The 14220-nt window shown below is 72.1% G+C and carries 12 protein-coding genes and 1 pseudogene; 3 read left to right on the top strand and 10 right to left on the bottom strand.

Features of this window, described 5'->3' with window-relative positions:
• From IE318_RS20270 to IE318_RS20295, 6 genes are all read right to left on the bottom strand, one after another.
• A partial coding sequence (locus IE318_RS20270; RefSeq protein ID WP_189902325.1) for a lysophospholipid acyltransferase family protein occupies positions 1 to 878 on the bottom strand: 878 nt, incomplete at its 3' end.
• Positions 875 to 1651, bottom strand: a complete 777-nt coding sequence (locus IE318_RS20275) for a GNAT family N-acetyltransferase (RefSeq protein ID WP_189902327.1) — start codon at positions 1649 to 1651, stop codon at positions 875 to 877. The genes IE318_RS20275 and IE318_RS20270, both read right to left, overlap by 4 nt.
• A 151-nt stretch (positions 1652 to 1802) precedes the next feature.
• A complete protein-coding gene (locus IE318_RS20280) occupies positions 1803 to 2831 on the bottom strand; it encodes a hypothetical protein (RefSeq protein WP_189902329.1) in 1029 nt (342 codons plus the stop codon).
• Positions 2832 to 2929: 98 nt separating this feature from the next.
• On the bottom strand, positions 2930 to 3679 hold the full coding sequence (locus IE318_RS20285; RefSeq protein ID WP_189902331.1) for a succinate dehydrogenase/fumarate reductase iron-sulfur subunit: 750 nt from the start codon (positions 3677 to 3679) through the stop codon (positions 2930 to 2932).
• Entirely contained in the window at positions 3676 to 5625 is a 1950-nt protein-coding gene (locus IE318_RS20290; protein ID WP_189902333.1) for a fumarate reductase/succinate dehydrogenase flavoprotein subunit, read from the bottom strand. Before IE318_RS20290 ends, IE318_RS20285 begins: the two co-directional genes overlap by 4 nt.
• A gap of 1 nt (position 5626) precedes the next feature.
• Positions 5627 to 6298, bottom strand: a complete 672-nt coding sequence (locus IE318_RS20295) for a succinate dehydrogenase (RefSeq protein ID WP_030183661.1) — start codon at positions 6296 to 6298, stop codon at positions 5627 to 5629.
• A gap of 119 nt (positions 6299 to 6417) precedes the next feature.
• On the opposite strand from IE318_RS20295, the gene IE318_RS20300 reads away from it, so the two are divergent.
• The gene (locus tag IE318_RS20300) at positions 6418 to 7305 is read left to right on the top strand and encodes a LysR family transcriptional regulator (RefSeq protein ID WP_030183659.1); all 888 of its coding nucleotides are present in this window, start codon (positions 6418 to 6420) and stop codon (positions 7303 to 7305) included.
• Between the two features lie 22 nt (positions 7306 to 7327).
• Here IE318_RS20300 and IE318_RS20305 read toward each other — a convergent pair whose 3' ends face one another.
• Positions 7328 to 8218: an NAD(P)H-binding protein gene (locus tag IE318_RS20305; RefSeq protein ID WP_189902335.1), complete on the bottom strand. Its 891-nt coding sequence runs from the start codon at positions 8216 to 8218 to the stop codon at positions 7328 to 7330.
• Positions 8219 to 8401: 183 nt separating this feature from the next.
• Here IE318_RS20305 and IE318_RS20310 point away from each other — a divergent pair, with 183 nt between their 5' ends.
• Positions 8402 to 9370 carry a LysR family transcriptional regulator gene (locus IE318_RS20310; RefSeq protein ID WP_189902337.1) on the top strand — a complete coding sequence of 323 codons (969 nt, stop codon included), beginning with the start codon at positions 8402 to 8404 and terminating at the stop codon, positions 9368 to 9370.
• A 3-nt stretch (positions 9371 to 9373) separates the two neighbouring features.
• Here IE318_RS20310 and IE318_RS20315 read toward each other — a convergent pair whose 3' ends face one another.
• The 3 genes from IE318_RS20315 to IE318_RS20325 all read right to left on the bottom strand — a co-directional run bounded on the left by IE318_RS20315 (position 9374) and on the right by IE318_RS20325 (position 13682).
• Complete coding sequence (locus IE318_RS20315; protein WP_189902339.1) at positions 9374 to 11518, bottom strand: putative bifunctional diguanylate cyclase/phosphodiesterase; 2145 nt, start codon at positions 11516 to 11518, stop codon at positions 9374 to 9376.
• On the bottom strand, positions 11515 to 12351 hold the full coding sequence (locus tag IE318_RS20320; RefSeq protein ID WP_189902342.1) for an SAM-dependent methyltransferase: 837 nt from the start codon (positions 12349 to 12351) through the stop codon (positions 11515 to 11517). Before IE318_RS20320 ends, IE318_RS20315 begins: the two co-directional genes overlap by 4 nt.
• A gap of 365 nt (positions 12352 to 12716) precedes the next feature.
• Positions 12717 to 13682 carry an SCO0930 family lipoprotein gene (locus IE318_RS20325; RefSeq protein WP_189902344.1) on the bottom strand — a complete coding sequence of 322 codons (966 nt, stop codon included), beginning with the start codon at positions 13680 to 13682 and terminating at the stop codon, positions 12717 to 12719.
• Positions 13683 to 13866: 184 nt separating this feature from the next.
• Here IE318_RS20325 and IE318_RS45030 point away from each other — a divergent pair.
• Positions 13867 to 14220 (top strand): annotated as a pseudogene (locus tag IE318_RS45030) (hypothetical protein); the annotation flags it as partial.

The raw sequence follows: 14220 nt of genomic DNA on the forward strand, positions 1-14220 counted from the left end.
GCATCGGCGACCGACGACAACGCCGCGAGGTGCGGTGCCAGGCGCCGCGAGCCCGGCATGATCGGCGAGACACCCCCCAGGGCCGCGTGCGCCCACTGAGGTTCGCCGGTGCGGACCGGGTGGGCGGCGCGGGCCAGGGTGCGGCGGTCGGGGTGGGTGCCGGGTGCGATGGCGGGCCGTACGTCGACCTCGGCCGTGAGGCCGCGGGCCGACACGACCCGCCACAGCGACGCGAGCAGGGAGTCGTCCCCGACGAAGGCCGGAGCGGTGCTGGCGGCTCCGTCGGCGAGGCGGTAGCGGATGCGGACCGGCTGGACCGGTACGCCCGCGTCGAGGGCGGCCTGGAACACGGCCCGGTGGAAGCGGCCCTCGGCCCGGCCGCACCAGGTGCTGCCCTCGGGGAAGGCCGCGACCGCCGTGCCGTCGCGCAGCGCGCGGGCGATCAGCGCGACCGTGCCGGGCAGGGCGCGCAGCCGGTCCCGTTCGATGAACAGGGCGCCGCCGCGGGCCGCGAGCGGTCCCGCCACCGGCCAGCGGCGGATCTCCGTTTTGGCGAGCATCCGGGCCGGGCGCACCGCGGTCAGCAGCGGGACGTCCAGCCAGGAGATGTGGTTGGCGACCAGCAGCAGGCCGCCGGTGGGCGCGGCTGCGCCGGTGATCCGCACCCGGACTCCGCAGGCCCGTACGATCGCCCGGCACCAGCGCCGGATCCAGCCGGCCGGGACCCGGCCGCCGAGCGGTGCCAGCACCACCCCGGCGAGCAGCAGGAGCGCGACCGCCGCCAGCCGCAGCACGGCGCGCGGCGGCGCTGCCGTCGGCCCCGTCGTCTCCACGCACGCCCTGGGGGTGCAGGGCGCGCCGGGCAGCCAGACGCTCATCGTGCGGTCGGCAGCAGGGACAGGAAGTGGCGCAGGTAGCGCGGGTTGATCCGGCGGATCGACAGCAGCACGTACAGGTCTGCGACGCCGAAGTCCGGGTCGTGGGCGGGCTCGCCGCACACCCAGGCGCCCAGGCGGAGGTAGCCGCGCAGCAGGGCGGGCAGCTCGGTGCGTGCGGCGGGCGCCTCGGTGTCCGGGGTCCACGGCAGCAGGGGCCGTACCCGGAACTCCTCCGGCGCCAGGTGCCTGGCGCGGACCCGGTCCCAGGTGGCGGCGGCCACGGTGCCGCCGTCGGCGAGCGGGATCGAGCAGCAGCCGGCGAGCCAGTCGTGGCCCTGGTCGACCATGTAGCGGGCTATGCCCGCCCAGATCAGGCCGATCACCGCGCCGTCGCGGTGGTCGGGGTGCACGCAGGAGCGGCCCACCTCCACCAGGTGGGGCCGGATCGAATCCAGCGGGGAGAGGTCGAACTCGCCCTCCGAGTACAGGCGTCCGGCGATCGCGGCCCGCTCCGGCGGCAGCAGCCGGTAGGTGCCGACGACCTGCCCCGTCACCTCCTCGCGCACCAGGAGGTGGTCGCAGTACGCGTCGAAGGCGTCGATGTCGTGGCCGGGCTGCGGGGTGGTCAGCAGGGCGCCCATCTCGCCGGCGAAGACGTCGTGGCGCAGCCGCTGGGCGGCGCGTACGTCCGCCTCGTCGCGGGCCAGGGTGACGGTGTAGCGGGTGGGTGCCGCGGGCTGCGAGGGACGGTCGAGGGTGGGAACGCCGGTCATGGCTCTCTCCTGGGCACGGGCCGGTTCGGCGACGGGGGTGGCGGGCCGTGGCGTACGGCCCTCGCCCCTGTTCTTCCGATGCCGGTTGGCGCGCGCGTGACCTGTGCCGGGAGAGCAGATGTGGGGATGCTGAACGGCGGGTCGAGGACGGTCAGCCCTCCTTGCTCACGCACCCGGCGAGCAGCCGCCCTGCCTCCTCCCGCTCCAGGACGCGCTCCAGGACGAGGCCGCCGGTCATGTACGGGAAGAACCGGCCGGCGGGCCAGCTGCGCTGGTAGGACGGCGGGTCGAGGACGAGCAGCCGTACGCCGTCCACGACGGGGATGTCCGAGGGGGTGCCCTCGTTCCAGATCCATTCCCCGGTCGGGGCGACGAGGTCGAAGGAGCCGGTGGTGGGCACCTGCCCGGGCCGGTCCCGGCAGACGGCCGCCTCCGCGGCGGACGGGGCCCGGCCGGGTATGTGGCCGCCGCCGACGAGGGCGTCGGCGAGCAGGGTGTGCAGCTGGAAGTTGTCGCCGATGCCGCCCATGCGGAGCGCGTAGCCGGTTCCGGTGGGGCGGTGCAGCACGACGAGAGGTTCGTCGTCCAGCACGAGCAGGGCGTACACCAGGCACTTGAAGTCGTGCCCGGAGGCCTCCTGAACCGGGCGTACGGCCGTCAGCAGCCGGTTGCGCAGGGCGTCGCCGAGCGAGGTGCGCACATCGGGACGGTTGAGCATCGCGACGGACGCCATCTCCCACTGGGGCAGCGTCCACCAGCCCAGGGCCGCCTGCCGGCCGACCCGCTCGACGACGGCGGGGTCCGGGTCGCCCGGGTCCGGCTCGGGGAAGTCCCCTCCCCCGGTCGCCGCCCAGCGCTCGCAGAACTCGCCGGCGTCGGCCAGCGCGCCGGCGAGCCCGTCGAAGACGTACGAGGCGCACCGACGCGCGTCCGCTCCCCGCTCCACGCAGGCGCCGACCACCACGGCGATCACCCCGCGTGGCCCCGGCGGGACCTCGGACAGCAGCGCGGCCAGGCGTGGGCCGGCCGCCGCGATCTCCTCGTCGTCCGCGTGCTGGAAGTGCCGGTGAATCTCCTGGAACGCCTGCGTCGACCGGTCACCGTCCCGGTCGAACACCGCGGCCTCGAACGCCGTGACGGCGTCGAGGAACCGCTCCCTCCCCTTGCTGCCGAAGATCATGCGGGCACCCTACCGCCGCCCACTGACAACGGCGCCTGGCGGGACCGGGGTTGAGCACCACGCCCGGTCCCGCCCGTCCGCACCCTGTCGGCGAACGCCTATCGCTTGGCGGCCTTGCGGGTCGCCCGCAGCCACTCCTTGTTCATGCTGGTGATGGACATCAGCGGGATGCCCTTGGGGCAGGCGGTGGCGCACTCGCCGGTCAGGGTGCAGCCGCCGAAGCCCTCCGCGTCCATCTGCGCCACCATGTCCAGCACGCGGGTCTCCCGCTCGGGCGCGCCCTGCGGCAGCACGTTGAGGTGGTTGATCTTGGCGGAGGTGAAGAGCATCGCGGCGCCGTTGGGGCAGGCCGCCACGCACGCGCCGCAGCCGATGCACTCCGCGTGCTCGAAGGCGAAGTCGGCGTCCGCCTTCGGCACCGGTGTCGCGTGGGCCTCCGGCGCGGAACCGGTCGGCGCGGTGATGTAGCCGCCGGCCTGGATGATCCGGTCGAAGGCCGAGCGGTCCACGACCAGGTCCTTCACCACCGGGAACGCGGCGGCCCGCCACGGTTCGATGTCGATGGTGTCGCCGTCCTTGAAGGACCGCATGTGAAGCTGGCAGGTGGTGGTGCGCTCCGGCCCGTGGGCGTCGCCGTTGATGACGAGGCTGCACGCACCGCAGATGCCCTCGCGGCAGTCGTGGTCGAAGGCGACCGGCTCCTCTCCGGAGAGGATGAGCTGTTCGTTGAGGACGTCCAGCATCTCCAGGAAGGACATGTCGGGCGAGATGCCGTCCACCTCGTAGGTGGACATGGCGCCGTCGGCGTCGGCGTTCTTCTGCCGCCAGACGCGCAGGGTGAGCTTCATGCGTAGCTCCGCTGGGTGGGATGGACGTACTCGAAGACCAGGTCTTCCTTGTGCAGGGTCGGGGCCTCGCCCGTACCCGTGAACTCCCAGGCGGCCGCGTAGCCGAACTCGTCGTCCTTGCGGGCGGCCTCGCCGTCGGGGGTCTGGGACTCCTCGCGGAAGTGGCCGCCGCAGGACTCGGAGCGGTGCAGGGCGTCGAGGCACATGAGCTCGGCGAGCTCCAGGTAGTCGACGATGCGGTTGGCCTTCTCCAGGGACTGGTTGAGTTCCTCGCCGGTGCCGGGCACCTTGATGCGCCGCCAGAACTCCTCGCGGATCTGCGGGATCCGGTCGAGCGCCTTGCGCAGGCCCTCGTCGGTGCGGGCCATGCCGCAGAACTCCCACATCAGTTCGCCGAGTTCGCGGTGGAAGGAGTCCGGGGTGCGGTCGCCGTCGACGGAGAGGAGCAGGTTCAGCCGGTCCTCGGTCTCGGCCAGAACCTCCTGGACGACCGGGTGGTCGTCGGTGACCTCGTCCCGGTGCGGGTGGCGGGCCAGGTAGTCGTTGATGGTCGCCGGGAGCACGAAGTAGCCGTCGGCCAGGCCCTGCATCAGCGCGGAGGCGCCGAGGCGGTTGGCGCCGTGGTCGGAGAAGTTGGCCTCGCCGACCGCGAACAGGCCGGGGATCGTGGTCTGCAGGTCGTAGTCGACCCACAGGCCGCCCATCGTGTAGTGCACGGCGGGATAGATCCGCATGGGAACCTCGTACGGGTTCTCCGCGGTGATCCGCTCGTACATGTCGAAGAGGTTGCCGTACTTCTCCTCGACCTTCTTCCTGCCCATCCGCCGGATCGCGTCGGCGAAGTCCAGGTAGACGCCCTGTCCGCCGGGGCCGACGCCGCGGCCCTCGTCGCAGACGTTCTTCGCGGCGCGGGAGGCGATGTCACGGGGCACGAGGTTGCCGAAGGACGGGTAGATGCGCTCCAGGTAGTAGTCGCGCTCGTCCTCGGGGATCTGGTTCGGCTGGCGGGTGTCGCCCTTGGCCTTGGGCACCCAGATACGGCCGTCGTTGCGCAGCGACTCGCTCATCAGCGTCAGCTTGGACTGGTGGTCGCCGGTGCGCGGGATGCAGGTGGGGTGGATCTGGGTGAAGCAGGGGTTGGCGAAGTAGGCGCCGCGCCGGTGCGCCCGCCAGACGGCGGTCGCGTTGGAGTTCATGGCGTTGGTCGACAGGTAGAAGACGTTGCCGTAGCCGCCGGAGGCGAGGACGACGGCGTCCGCGAAGTACGTGTCGATCTTCCCGGTGATCAGGTCGCGGGCGACGATGCCGCGGGCCCGGCCGTCCACGACGATCAGGTCCAGCATCTCGGTGCGCGGGTGCATCTCGATGTTCCCGGCGGCGATCTGCCGCGACAGCGCCTGGTAGGCGCCCAGCAGCAGCTGCTGGCCCGTCTGGCCGCGGGCGTAGAAGGTGCGGGAGACCTGGACGCCGCCGAAGGAGCGGGTGTCGAGCAGGCCGCCGTACTCACGGGCGAACGGCACGCCCTGGGCCACGCACTGGTCGATGATCTCCACGGAGATCTGGGCGAGGCGGTGCACGTTGGACTCGCGGGAGCGGAAGTCGCCGCCCTTGACCGTGTCGTAGAACAGGCGGTGGATCGAGTCGCCGTCGTTGCGGTAGTTCTTGGCCGCGTTGATGCCGCCCTGCGCGGCGATGGAGTGGGCGCGGCGCGGGGAGTCCTGGTAGCAGAACTGGACGACGCGGTAGCCCTGTTCGGCGAGCGTGGCGCCGGCGGAGCCGCCGGCCAGACCGGTACCGACGACGATGACCGTCTGCTTGCGGCGGTTGGCCGGGTTGACCAGCTTGGCCTCGAAACGGCGCTTGTCCCAGCGCTCGTTGATCGGGCCGGCGGGGGCCTTGGTGTCGACGACCGGCTCACCGGTCGTGTACTCCAGGTACGAGGTCATGTCAGCTCACCAATCCGGTCATGACGCCCACGGGAATCGAGATGAAGCCGGCCGTGAGCAGCAGTGCGAGAACGTTGGCGGTGGCCTTCAGGGCGCGGTCGCGGGTACGGCTGCCGACGCCCAGGGTCTGGGCGGCACTCCAGAAGCCGTGCCGGATGTGCAGGCCGAGAGCCAGCATCGCGACGATGTAGATGACGTTGCCGTACCAGGTCGAGAAGGTGTCGACGATGTTCTCGTACGGGTGGGCGTCCTGGAAGCCGCCGGGGTGCACGGTGCCGGTGGTCAGGTCGAGGATGTGCCAGACGATGAACAGCCCGAGGATGACCCCGCCCCAGCGCATGGTGCGGGTGGCGTAGGTCGCCCGTGGCTTCTTGTGCACGTACTTGCTGGGACGCGCCTCGATGTCGCGCCGGCTGAGCTGGTACGCGGAGACGGCGTGGGCCACGACGGCGACCACCAGCACGGCACGCGTCAGCCAGATCGTCCACATGTGGTGCATGAACGGCTGGCCGAGGTTACGGAGCCAGACGGCGTAGTCGTCGATCTCCTGGAGCCCGAAGAACACCTTCAGGTTGCCGTACAGATGGACGACCAGATACAGCAGCATGATCACGCCGCTGACCGCCATCACCGTCTTCTTGCCGACGGTCGAGTCCCACACGGTACGCGCCATGGACGGCCGTCGGCCCGTCCGCGTTGCCAGAGCCATGCACATGACGCTAGGGCCGAAGGGCCCCATCGGTCCAAGACATGGTACGGCTTGTTTCGATAGGAGCTCGCTATGATGGTGGGGTGCAGTTCCAGCAGCTCCAGTACTTCGTGGCGGTCGCCGAGACCCGGCACTTCACCCGGGCCGCCGACCTGGTGCACGTCGCCCAGCCCTCGCTGTCCCAGCAGATCAAGGCGCTGGAGCGGGAGCTGGGCGCGGACCTGTTCCTGCGGGCGCGCGGCAACATCACCCTCACCGACGCGGGCGAGGCGCTGCTGCCGCTGGCCCGCCGCATCCTCGCGGACGCGGACACCGCCCGGCACGAGGTGCAGGAACTGGTGCAGCTGCGCAGCGGCCGGGTACGGCTCGGGGCGACCCCCAGTCTGTGCACGGGCCTGCTTCCGGACGTGCTGCGCGCCTTCCACGACCGCTACCCCGGCATCCGGCTGCTGGTCGAGGAGGGCGGCTCGCACGACCTGGTACGGGAGCTGGCCCGCGGCGCCCTCGACCTGGCCCTGGTGGTCCTGCCGCTGCCCACCCCGTCCCCGGCGCTTACCACGGTGGAGCTCCTGCGCGAGGACCTGGTGGTGGTGTCGTCGCCGGAGGCGCCCGCGCCGGGCGGTTCGGAACGGCGGACGGTACGCATCTCGGACCTGGAGGGCGAGCGCCTGGTGATGTTCCGCCACGGCTACGACCTGCGCGAGCTGACCGTGGCCGCGTGCCGGGCCGAGGGCTTCGAGCCGGAGTTCGCGGTCGAGGGCGGCGAGATGGACGCCGTGCTGGGCTTCGTACGGGCCGGTCTCGGCGTCGCGGTGGTGCCGCGCATGGTCGCCGCCCGCTCCGGGCAGGGACTGCGCGTCACCCCGCTGGCCCGTCCCGGCCTGTACCGCACGATCGCCCTGGCCCACCGCAGCGACGTCGCCCCGCCGCGCGCCGCCCGGGAGCTTCAGCGGATGCTGCTGGAGCGGTGAGCCGGTGCCGCGTCCGCCACGGTCAGGCGAGGACGGCCGGCTTGAGCACCTCCTCGCACCACTGGCGGAAGCCGGTGGGCGCGGTGTCGGGGGTGCTCGGCTGGGAGGCGCCGTAGAAGCCCTGTTCCTCGAGCGCCCGGGCCATGTCGGCCACGCCCTGCGCCCAGCCCTCGGACGCCCCGGAGCGCAGCACGGCCGCCTTGTATTCCGCGATGCTCACGCGCTGCACGCGCACCGGCCGCTCGAGGACCTCGGAGAGGACCCGTGCCATGCCCTCGGGGGTCAGCGCGTCGGGTCCGGCCAGCGGGACGTCGCCGTGCCCGGTCCAGGAGCCCTCGAGCAGCAGCCGGGCCGCCGTGGCGGCGATGTCGCGGGTGGCACAGGTGCGTACGACACGGTCCTCGGGCGCGGCCAGGCGGAACACTCCCTGGTCGCGGATCGACTCGGCCTGGCCGAGCAGGTTCTCCATCAGGAACGGCGGGCACAGCGCACGGTAGTGCACGCCGGTGGCACCGATCCGGTCGTCCATGGCCAGCGACGCCGAGATCTGGCCGGCGTTCCTCGCGACACCACGGCCCAGTGTGGAGACGGCGACGACCCGTGCGACGCCCTGGGCGTCGATCACCTTGCACAGCGACTGAGTGAAGGTGCGGAAGTGCTCCTCCGCGCTGTCGGCACCGGGCGTCGGGGGCACGAGCCAGAACACCCGGTCGGCACCGTCGCACGCCGCCGCGAGGATCTCGGGGTCGGCGTGCGATCCCTGGAACACCTCGACGCGGTCCCGTGCCCGCGGCGCCAGGCGTTCCGGGTCGCGGGCGATCACCCGGACCTGCCCCGCGGTGTCCGGGGCGTCGAGCAGGCGGTCGAGGAGCTGACGGCCGATCCGGCCGGTCGGGGTGGTCACTACGATCACGGGAATCTCCAGGGTCCGGAAGTCACAAAGGGAACGAATCCATGGATCGACAGATCGACAGATCGATCGACGGATCCACGGATGGATCGTCGGATCGATCCTGCGCTCCGGGGCGTCGCGACTGAAGGATCGATCCGATCCCGCTCGTTACCCTGAAGGCAATACCGATCCGAGGGGGATGACGTGGAGTCCCGTCCGCTGCGCTACTTCGTCGCCGTCGCCGAGGAGCTCAACTTCGCCCGCGCCGCCGAACGGCTGGGCATCTCACCGCCGCCCCTGTCCCGGGCGATCCGCCAGTTGGAGACGGAGCTCGGCGTCACCCTGTTCGAGCGGACCACCCACAGCGTCGTGCTGACCCCGGCCGGCGAGGTGCTGCTGGCGGAGGCGCGGATCGCGCTGGACGCGCTGGAGGCGGCCGGGCACCGGGCGCGCCGTGCGGCCGCCCCGGCCGGCGGGCTGGTCCTGGCGGTGAAGGCCGACGGCGACGCCGGTCTGCTGGAACCGGTCCTCGAGCGCTACGCGGCCGACCCGGCCGCGGTCCCGGTCACGGTCCGCCTGTGTGCCTGGCAGGAGTCACCCCGGCTGCTGCGCCGCGGCGAGGCCGATGTCGTCCTCGTCCACGAGCCGTTCGACCGCACCGGCCTGGACAGCGAGACACTGGCCGTCGAGCCGCGCGTCGCCGCGCTGGCCTCGAACGACCCCCTGGCGGCCCGCGACCGGCTCGCCCTCGAGGACCTTGGTCTGCGCCCTGGGGAGCTCCACCGGTTCCTCGACGGCAGGCGGAGCAGGGGGCGCGACCTCGCCCAGCTGCTGACGCTCGTGGCGCTGGGCGAGGTGATCAACCTGCTGCCCGCGTCCGTGGCCGACCGCTATCCGCGCCCCGGGGTCGTCTACCGCCCCGTCACCGACGCCCCGCCCGCGGTCGTGGCGATCGCCTGGCCGCAGCAGTCCCGTTCGACCGCCACGGCCGCACTCGTCCGGGCGGCCGTGGCGGTGTCCGAGGGTGCATGCGGACAGGCCCAGGACGTATGGGGTCGGCCCCAGGGCACACGCCGACAGGCCGAGGGCACACGCGGACGGGCTGACGGCGCACGCGGGCGAGCCGAGGGGGCGCGCGAACAGTCCGAGGAAGCGCCGTTCGTGCGCCCGTGACGGTCAGCTCGTGGCGTCCGCCAGGGCCAGTTCGTGCAGGCGGTCCGGGGGGCCCGGGCGGGCGTAGTACCAGCCCTGGGCGGTGTCGCAGCCCAGTATGCGCAGCTGTTCGGCCTGGGCGCCGGTCTCCACGCCCTCCACCGTGACGGCGAGGTCCAGGCTGTGGGCCAGCGCCACGATCCCCTCGACGATCTTGAGGTCGACGGGGTCGGCCGGGAACTGCTGCATGCCCTGGGTGAAGGAGCGGTCCAGCTTCAGCACGCTCACCGGCAGCCGGCGCAGGTTGGCCAGGTTGGAGTAGCCGGTGCCGAAGTCGTCCAGGGCGATGTCGACGCCCATCTCGGCCAGCCGGCGCAGCGGCTTGAGCAGGTCGTCGTCCGCGCCGATGAGCGCCGACTCGGTGACCTCCAGGCACAGTGCGTCGGGGGACACACCGGTGCGCTCCAGGATGTCGACGGTGTCCTGGACGAGGCCGGGGTGGGTGAGCTGGCAGGGCGAGAGGTTGACGTTGATGCGCAACGGCCGCCCCTCGTTCCCGTCGCCGTAGCGCTCGCGCCACTCACGGGCCTGGCGCACCGACTGCTCCATCACCCAGCGGCCCAGCGGCACGATCAACCCGGTGTGCTCGGCGAGCGGGATGAACCGGTCCGGTCCGAGCACGCCGTGCTGCGGGTGCAGCCAGCGCACCAGCGCCTCGGCGCCGCGCACACTGCCGTCGCCGAGGTGCACCAGCGGCTGGTACTCGATGAAGAACTCGCCCCTGTCCAGGGCGGTCGGCAGGGCCGTGGTCAGCCCGTGCCGGGTGATGGCGCGGGCGTCGGCCTCGGGGTCGGCCAGCTCGAAGCGGTTGCCGCCTGCCGACTTGGCCCGGTACATGGTGATGTCGGCGCTGCGCAGCACCTCGGCCGCGCTGCGCTCCCCCACGGGGCCCTCGACGACGCCGATGCTGCCGCGCACCGTCAGCTCGCGGCCCTCGATGCGGATGGGCGCCACGAGCGCGTTCATGATCCGGGAGGCGAGCTCGTCGACCTCGCGCTCGGTGTCGGGTCCGGTGGTCAGTGCCACGAACTCGTCGCCGCCGAGCCGGGCGACCATCTCGCCGGGCGCGGTCGCGCACGCCTGAAGCCGGTCGGCGACCTCGACCAGCAGCCGGTCCCCGGCCGCGTGCCCGAGACTGTCGTTGATGGTCTTGAAGCCGTCCAGGTCGAGGTAGCACAGGCCGAAGCGGTGGCCGTCGCCCGCGTTCAGCGTCTTCTCCAGGCGTTCGAAGAACAGGGTGCGGTTGGGCAGTCCGGTCAGCGCGTCGTGCGTGGCCTCGTAGCGCAGCCGCAGGTTGAGCAGCCGCCGCTCGGTGGTGTCCTCCATGAGGGCGAGCTGGTACTGGGGGTTGCCGTCGGGGTCGCGGAGCAGGGAGACGGTGAGGTTGGTCCACAGGACCGTGCCGTCGGGCCGGTAGAAGGCCTTCTCCACGTGGTAGTGCTCGCGCTCCCCGCGCACCAGCTCCTCGTAGAGCCGCCAGACCTGCGGGGCGTCCTCGGCGTGCGTCCAGTCCCGGACGTTGCGCAGCCGCAGGCTCTGCTCGGACCCGCCGAACATGCGCAGCAGCGCGCCGTTGACCTGGAGTACGTTGCCCTCCAGGTCGGCGATGCCGATGCCTATCGCCGCGCCTTCGAACACCGCCCGGAAGCGGGCCTCGCTGGTGTGCAGCGCCTGCGCGACCACGCCCTGGGCGCGCAGCGCGGCCTGGGCGATCGCCTCCTGTTCGGCGAGCGTGCGTTCGCGCAGGGCCCGCGCGAACCCGGCCGCCATGGCGTGCTGCAGCCGCGCGGAGCGCGCCCGCAGATCCTCCTGGTCGCCGCCCTCGCCGCAGTACAGCACCAGATAGGCGTCCACGCAGTCCAGGGAGCGGCTGAGCGCCTCCGGTGCGGTGCAGTGGGCGTCGACCAGCGCGGCGCCGACCGCCTCGCCCTCACCGGCGTCGAACGCCCTGGCCCGCAGCGCCCGGCTCAACCTGCCGGCCAGCGGCAGCAGTTGCTCCTCGAACTCCGGGCGGGTCAGCGAGGTGGAGGTCACCGGGAAGACCGCCCGGCTCCAGATCGTCGTCAGCCGGCGCAGTCTGCCCTCCGGCCCGTCCGGTTCCGCGATCACGCCGTACGCCCACCCGTTCGCCCGCCGGCGCGCCCCACGCCGGCGAATCCGGAGAAGGCATAAGGATCCTCGTCCTCCGGCGCCGTCTCGGGCCGCCAGAGGGGCATCGGCACCAGTCCGGGTTCCACCATGTCGTACCCCTCGAAGAACCGCGCGATCTCCTCGCGCGAGCGCATGATCAGCGGGTTGCGAATGTCCTTGTACACGTCGACCGCGCCCTCGCTCCGCTCCGGGGGCAGCGGGATTCCCTCGTACGAGGCATGCGTGAGGACGAGCAGGCTGCCGGGCGCGAGCGCGTCGCGCAGCTCGGCGACCGCACCGTACGGGTCGTCCGTGTCTTCCACGAAGTGAAGTATGGCAACGAGAAGCAGCGCCACTGGCCGATTCAGGTCGATCAGCCGCTGCAATCGGGGGCTCGCGAGGATGTCCTGGGGCTTGCGCAGGTCGGCCGCGACCACGTCCGCGGCATCGTTGTCCGCCAGGACCGCCTCGCTGTGGGTGACCGCCACCGGGTCGTGGTCGACGTACACGACGTGGCTGCCGGGGTGGGCGGCCTGGGCGACCTCGTGGACGTTGCCGAAGGTGGGGATGCCCGAGCCGATGTCCAGGAACTGGGTGATGCCCTGGTCCACGGCGTGGCGCACGGCGCGGCGCATGAACGCGCGGTTCGCCTGCATGATCTTGGGCAGCCCCGGCATGAACTCCATGGCCTTGCGGGCGGCTTCCCGGTCGACCTCGAAATTGTGCGAACCGCCCAGGTAGTAGTCGTAGATGCGAGCGACGCTCGGCACCGAGATGTCGATGCTCCGTGGGGCCCAGGCGGGACGCTCCATCTTCTCTCCACAACGTAGGCGATCCGGTGTTCGAGCTGAGGCTACTGATCGCCCGCCAAAGGAGCGAGCAGAAACGGAAATTGACCATCCGTTCCCGGTCACCACCTGCGCTCGCACCACCCTGCCCGTGCCCGGATCACGGTGGGTTGCGCCGATGTGCGGATATGGCGAACGGTTCTCGAAGGCGTCGTGGAGTCGCGTCGGTACACAGCGAACCGCCCCCTCCGTGCGGTGCGGAGGGGGCGGTCCGGTCGGTGGCGCGCCGGGATGCGGGTCTGTGCGTCCGGCACTTCGCTGTGCTCGTGTCATCCCTCCCTTCCGTGTCCGGCACCGTCGGGTGGGCGATCGACCTGGGGAGGTGATCTCTACTTGGGCGCGCCGACCGGCTTTCCGTCAGGGGACACGGCGTACCAGGTGCCGCCGACGCCCTGACCGTTGATGTCCCCGGGCACCTTGTCCCCGGAGAAGGTGTAGATCGGCCAGCAGTTCACGGTCATCTGCTTGACCCCGTCCGGCCGGGTGAAGCCCATCAGGCCCTTCTTCTTGACGCCCTTGGTGTCGTCGGCGGACACCGGGGCCACGGCCGGCCACTTCTCCAGGCAGGCGCCGGTGCACGCGGACACCGACTTCGGCCACGCCTTGTCCTTGAGGAAGCGGTAGACCGTCATGCCGTTCTTGTCGACGACGATGTCCCCGAGTTCGGTCTTCTTCACCGACAGGCCCGGCAGATCGGCGAGCGACGCCTTCTTGCCGTTGGGTGCCATGGCGTACCACTTGCCGCCCACGCCCTGGCCGCTGATCTCGCCGGCCTTGGTGTCCTTGGCGTAGCGGTAGGCGGGCCAGCCGGCGATGGTCAGCTGCCTGGTGCCGTCGGCGCGGGTGACCTCGCCCAGCAGGGCCTTGTCGATGCCGGCACCGGCGGTGGCGTCGTCGGCGGGGACCGGCGGCCAGGCCTTGGCGCAGTCGGCGTCGCAGTTGGACTTGGGGGGTTCGGCCGTGTCCTGGTCGAACCGGTAGAGGGTCATACCGGCGCTGTCCGTCAGCACCTTGCCCAGCTCGGCGTTGTCGGAGACGGCCAGTCGGCCGGCGGCCTTGGCCGCCCCGGCGGAGCCCTGCTGTCCGTCGGCGCCGTAGCCGTTGCCGCTGCCCGCGCCGATCTGGGAGCCCACGCCGGTGCCTGAACCGGCGCCGCCGAATCCGCCGGCCGGGGCCGTCGCGCCCACGTTCTGGCTGCCCGCCGCGGGGCCGCCGTCCTGACCGCACGCCGTCGTCAGCGCCAGTACGGCTGCGGCCGTCGCCACGAGCGATGCGCTCCGCCAGGAGGTGTTCATCGTCAACTCCCCATGATTCCAAGGGTGTTGCAGCGCCCTGCTGCGCCGCCGCACGACACTGGTTACGCATACGGGTGGCGGTTGTGTTCAACCGGGGCGCGAATTTCTTTCCGGGACGCGTGAGCCGTCCGCCCTAGGGGGTGTCTCGTCGAACGCGCGCCGGCCGGCGTCGGGCCGTACGCGTGTGCGCGTCCGTTGGGCCACGGCGGCGGGCCGCCCAAACCCCCGCTCGCCTCGTTTCCCCTCTTCGGGGCAATCACCGGGGGCTGCGGCGTGCCCCGGCCCACCGCGGCTCATGATCTCCGTCGTGCATCGACCGAAACCGACCCGACTGGGCCTGACGCTACGGGCGTTGGCGCCGGTGGCCCTGGCGTGGACGTGCGCGGGCGCGCCGGCCGCACCTGCCGCCGCCGACGCCTGTGCGTACGCCTCCACGGGCCCGGGCGGAACGGTGGCGGTGTCGGTGGCCGGCGGCGACCTCTGGCCGCCGCTCCCACCGTGCGGGCAGCCCACACCGCCGCCACCTTCGCCCAGCCCC

It is taken from the genome of Streptomyces spiralis (assembly GCF_014654675.1).
Taxonomy (GTDB): Bacteria; Actinomycetota; Actinomycetes; order Streptomycetales; family Streptomycetaceae; genus Streptomyces; species Streptomyces spiralis.

Coding starts and splice junctions, on each gene's coding strand:
- IE318_RS20275 (WP_189902327.1), bottom strand. CDS start 1,651: ATGACCGGCGTTCCCACCCTCGACCGTCCCTCGCAGCCCGCGGCACCC.
- IE318_RS20280 (WP_189902329.1), bottom strand. CDS start 2,831: ATGATCTTCGGCAGCAAGGGGAGGGAGCGGTTCCTCGACGCCGTCACG.
- IE318_RS20285 (WP_189902331.1), bottom strand. CDS start 3,679: ATGAAGCTCACCCTGCGCGTCTGGCGGCAGAAGAACGCCGACGCCGAC.
- IE318_RS20290 (WP_189902333.1), bottom strand. CDS start 5,625: ATGACCTCGTACCTGGAGTACACGACCGGTGAGCCGGTCGTCGACACC.
- IE318_RS20295 (WP_030183661.1), bottom strand. CDS start 6,298: ATGGCGCGTACCGTGTGGGACTCGACCGTCGGCAAGAAGACGGTGATG.
- IE318_RS20320 (WP_189902342.1), bottom strand. CDS start 12,351: ATGGAGCGTCCCGCCTGGGCCCCACGGAGCATCGACATCTCGGTGCCG.
- IE318_RS20325 (WP_189902344.1), bottom strand. CDS start 13,682: ATGAACACCTCCTGGCGGAGCGCATCGCTCGTGGCGACGGCCGCAGCC.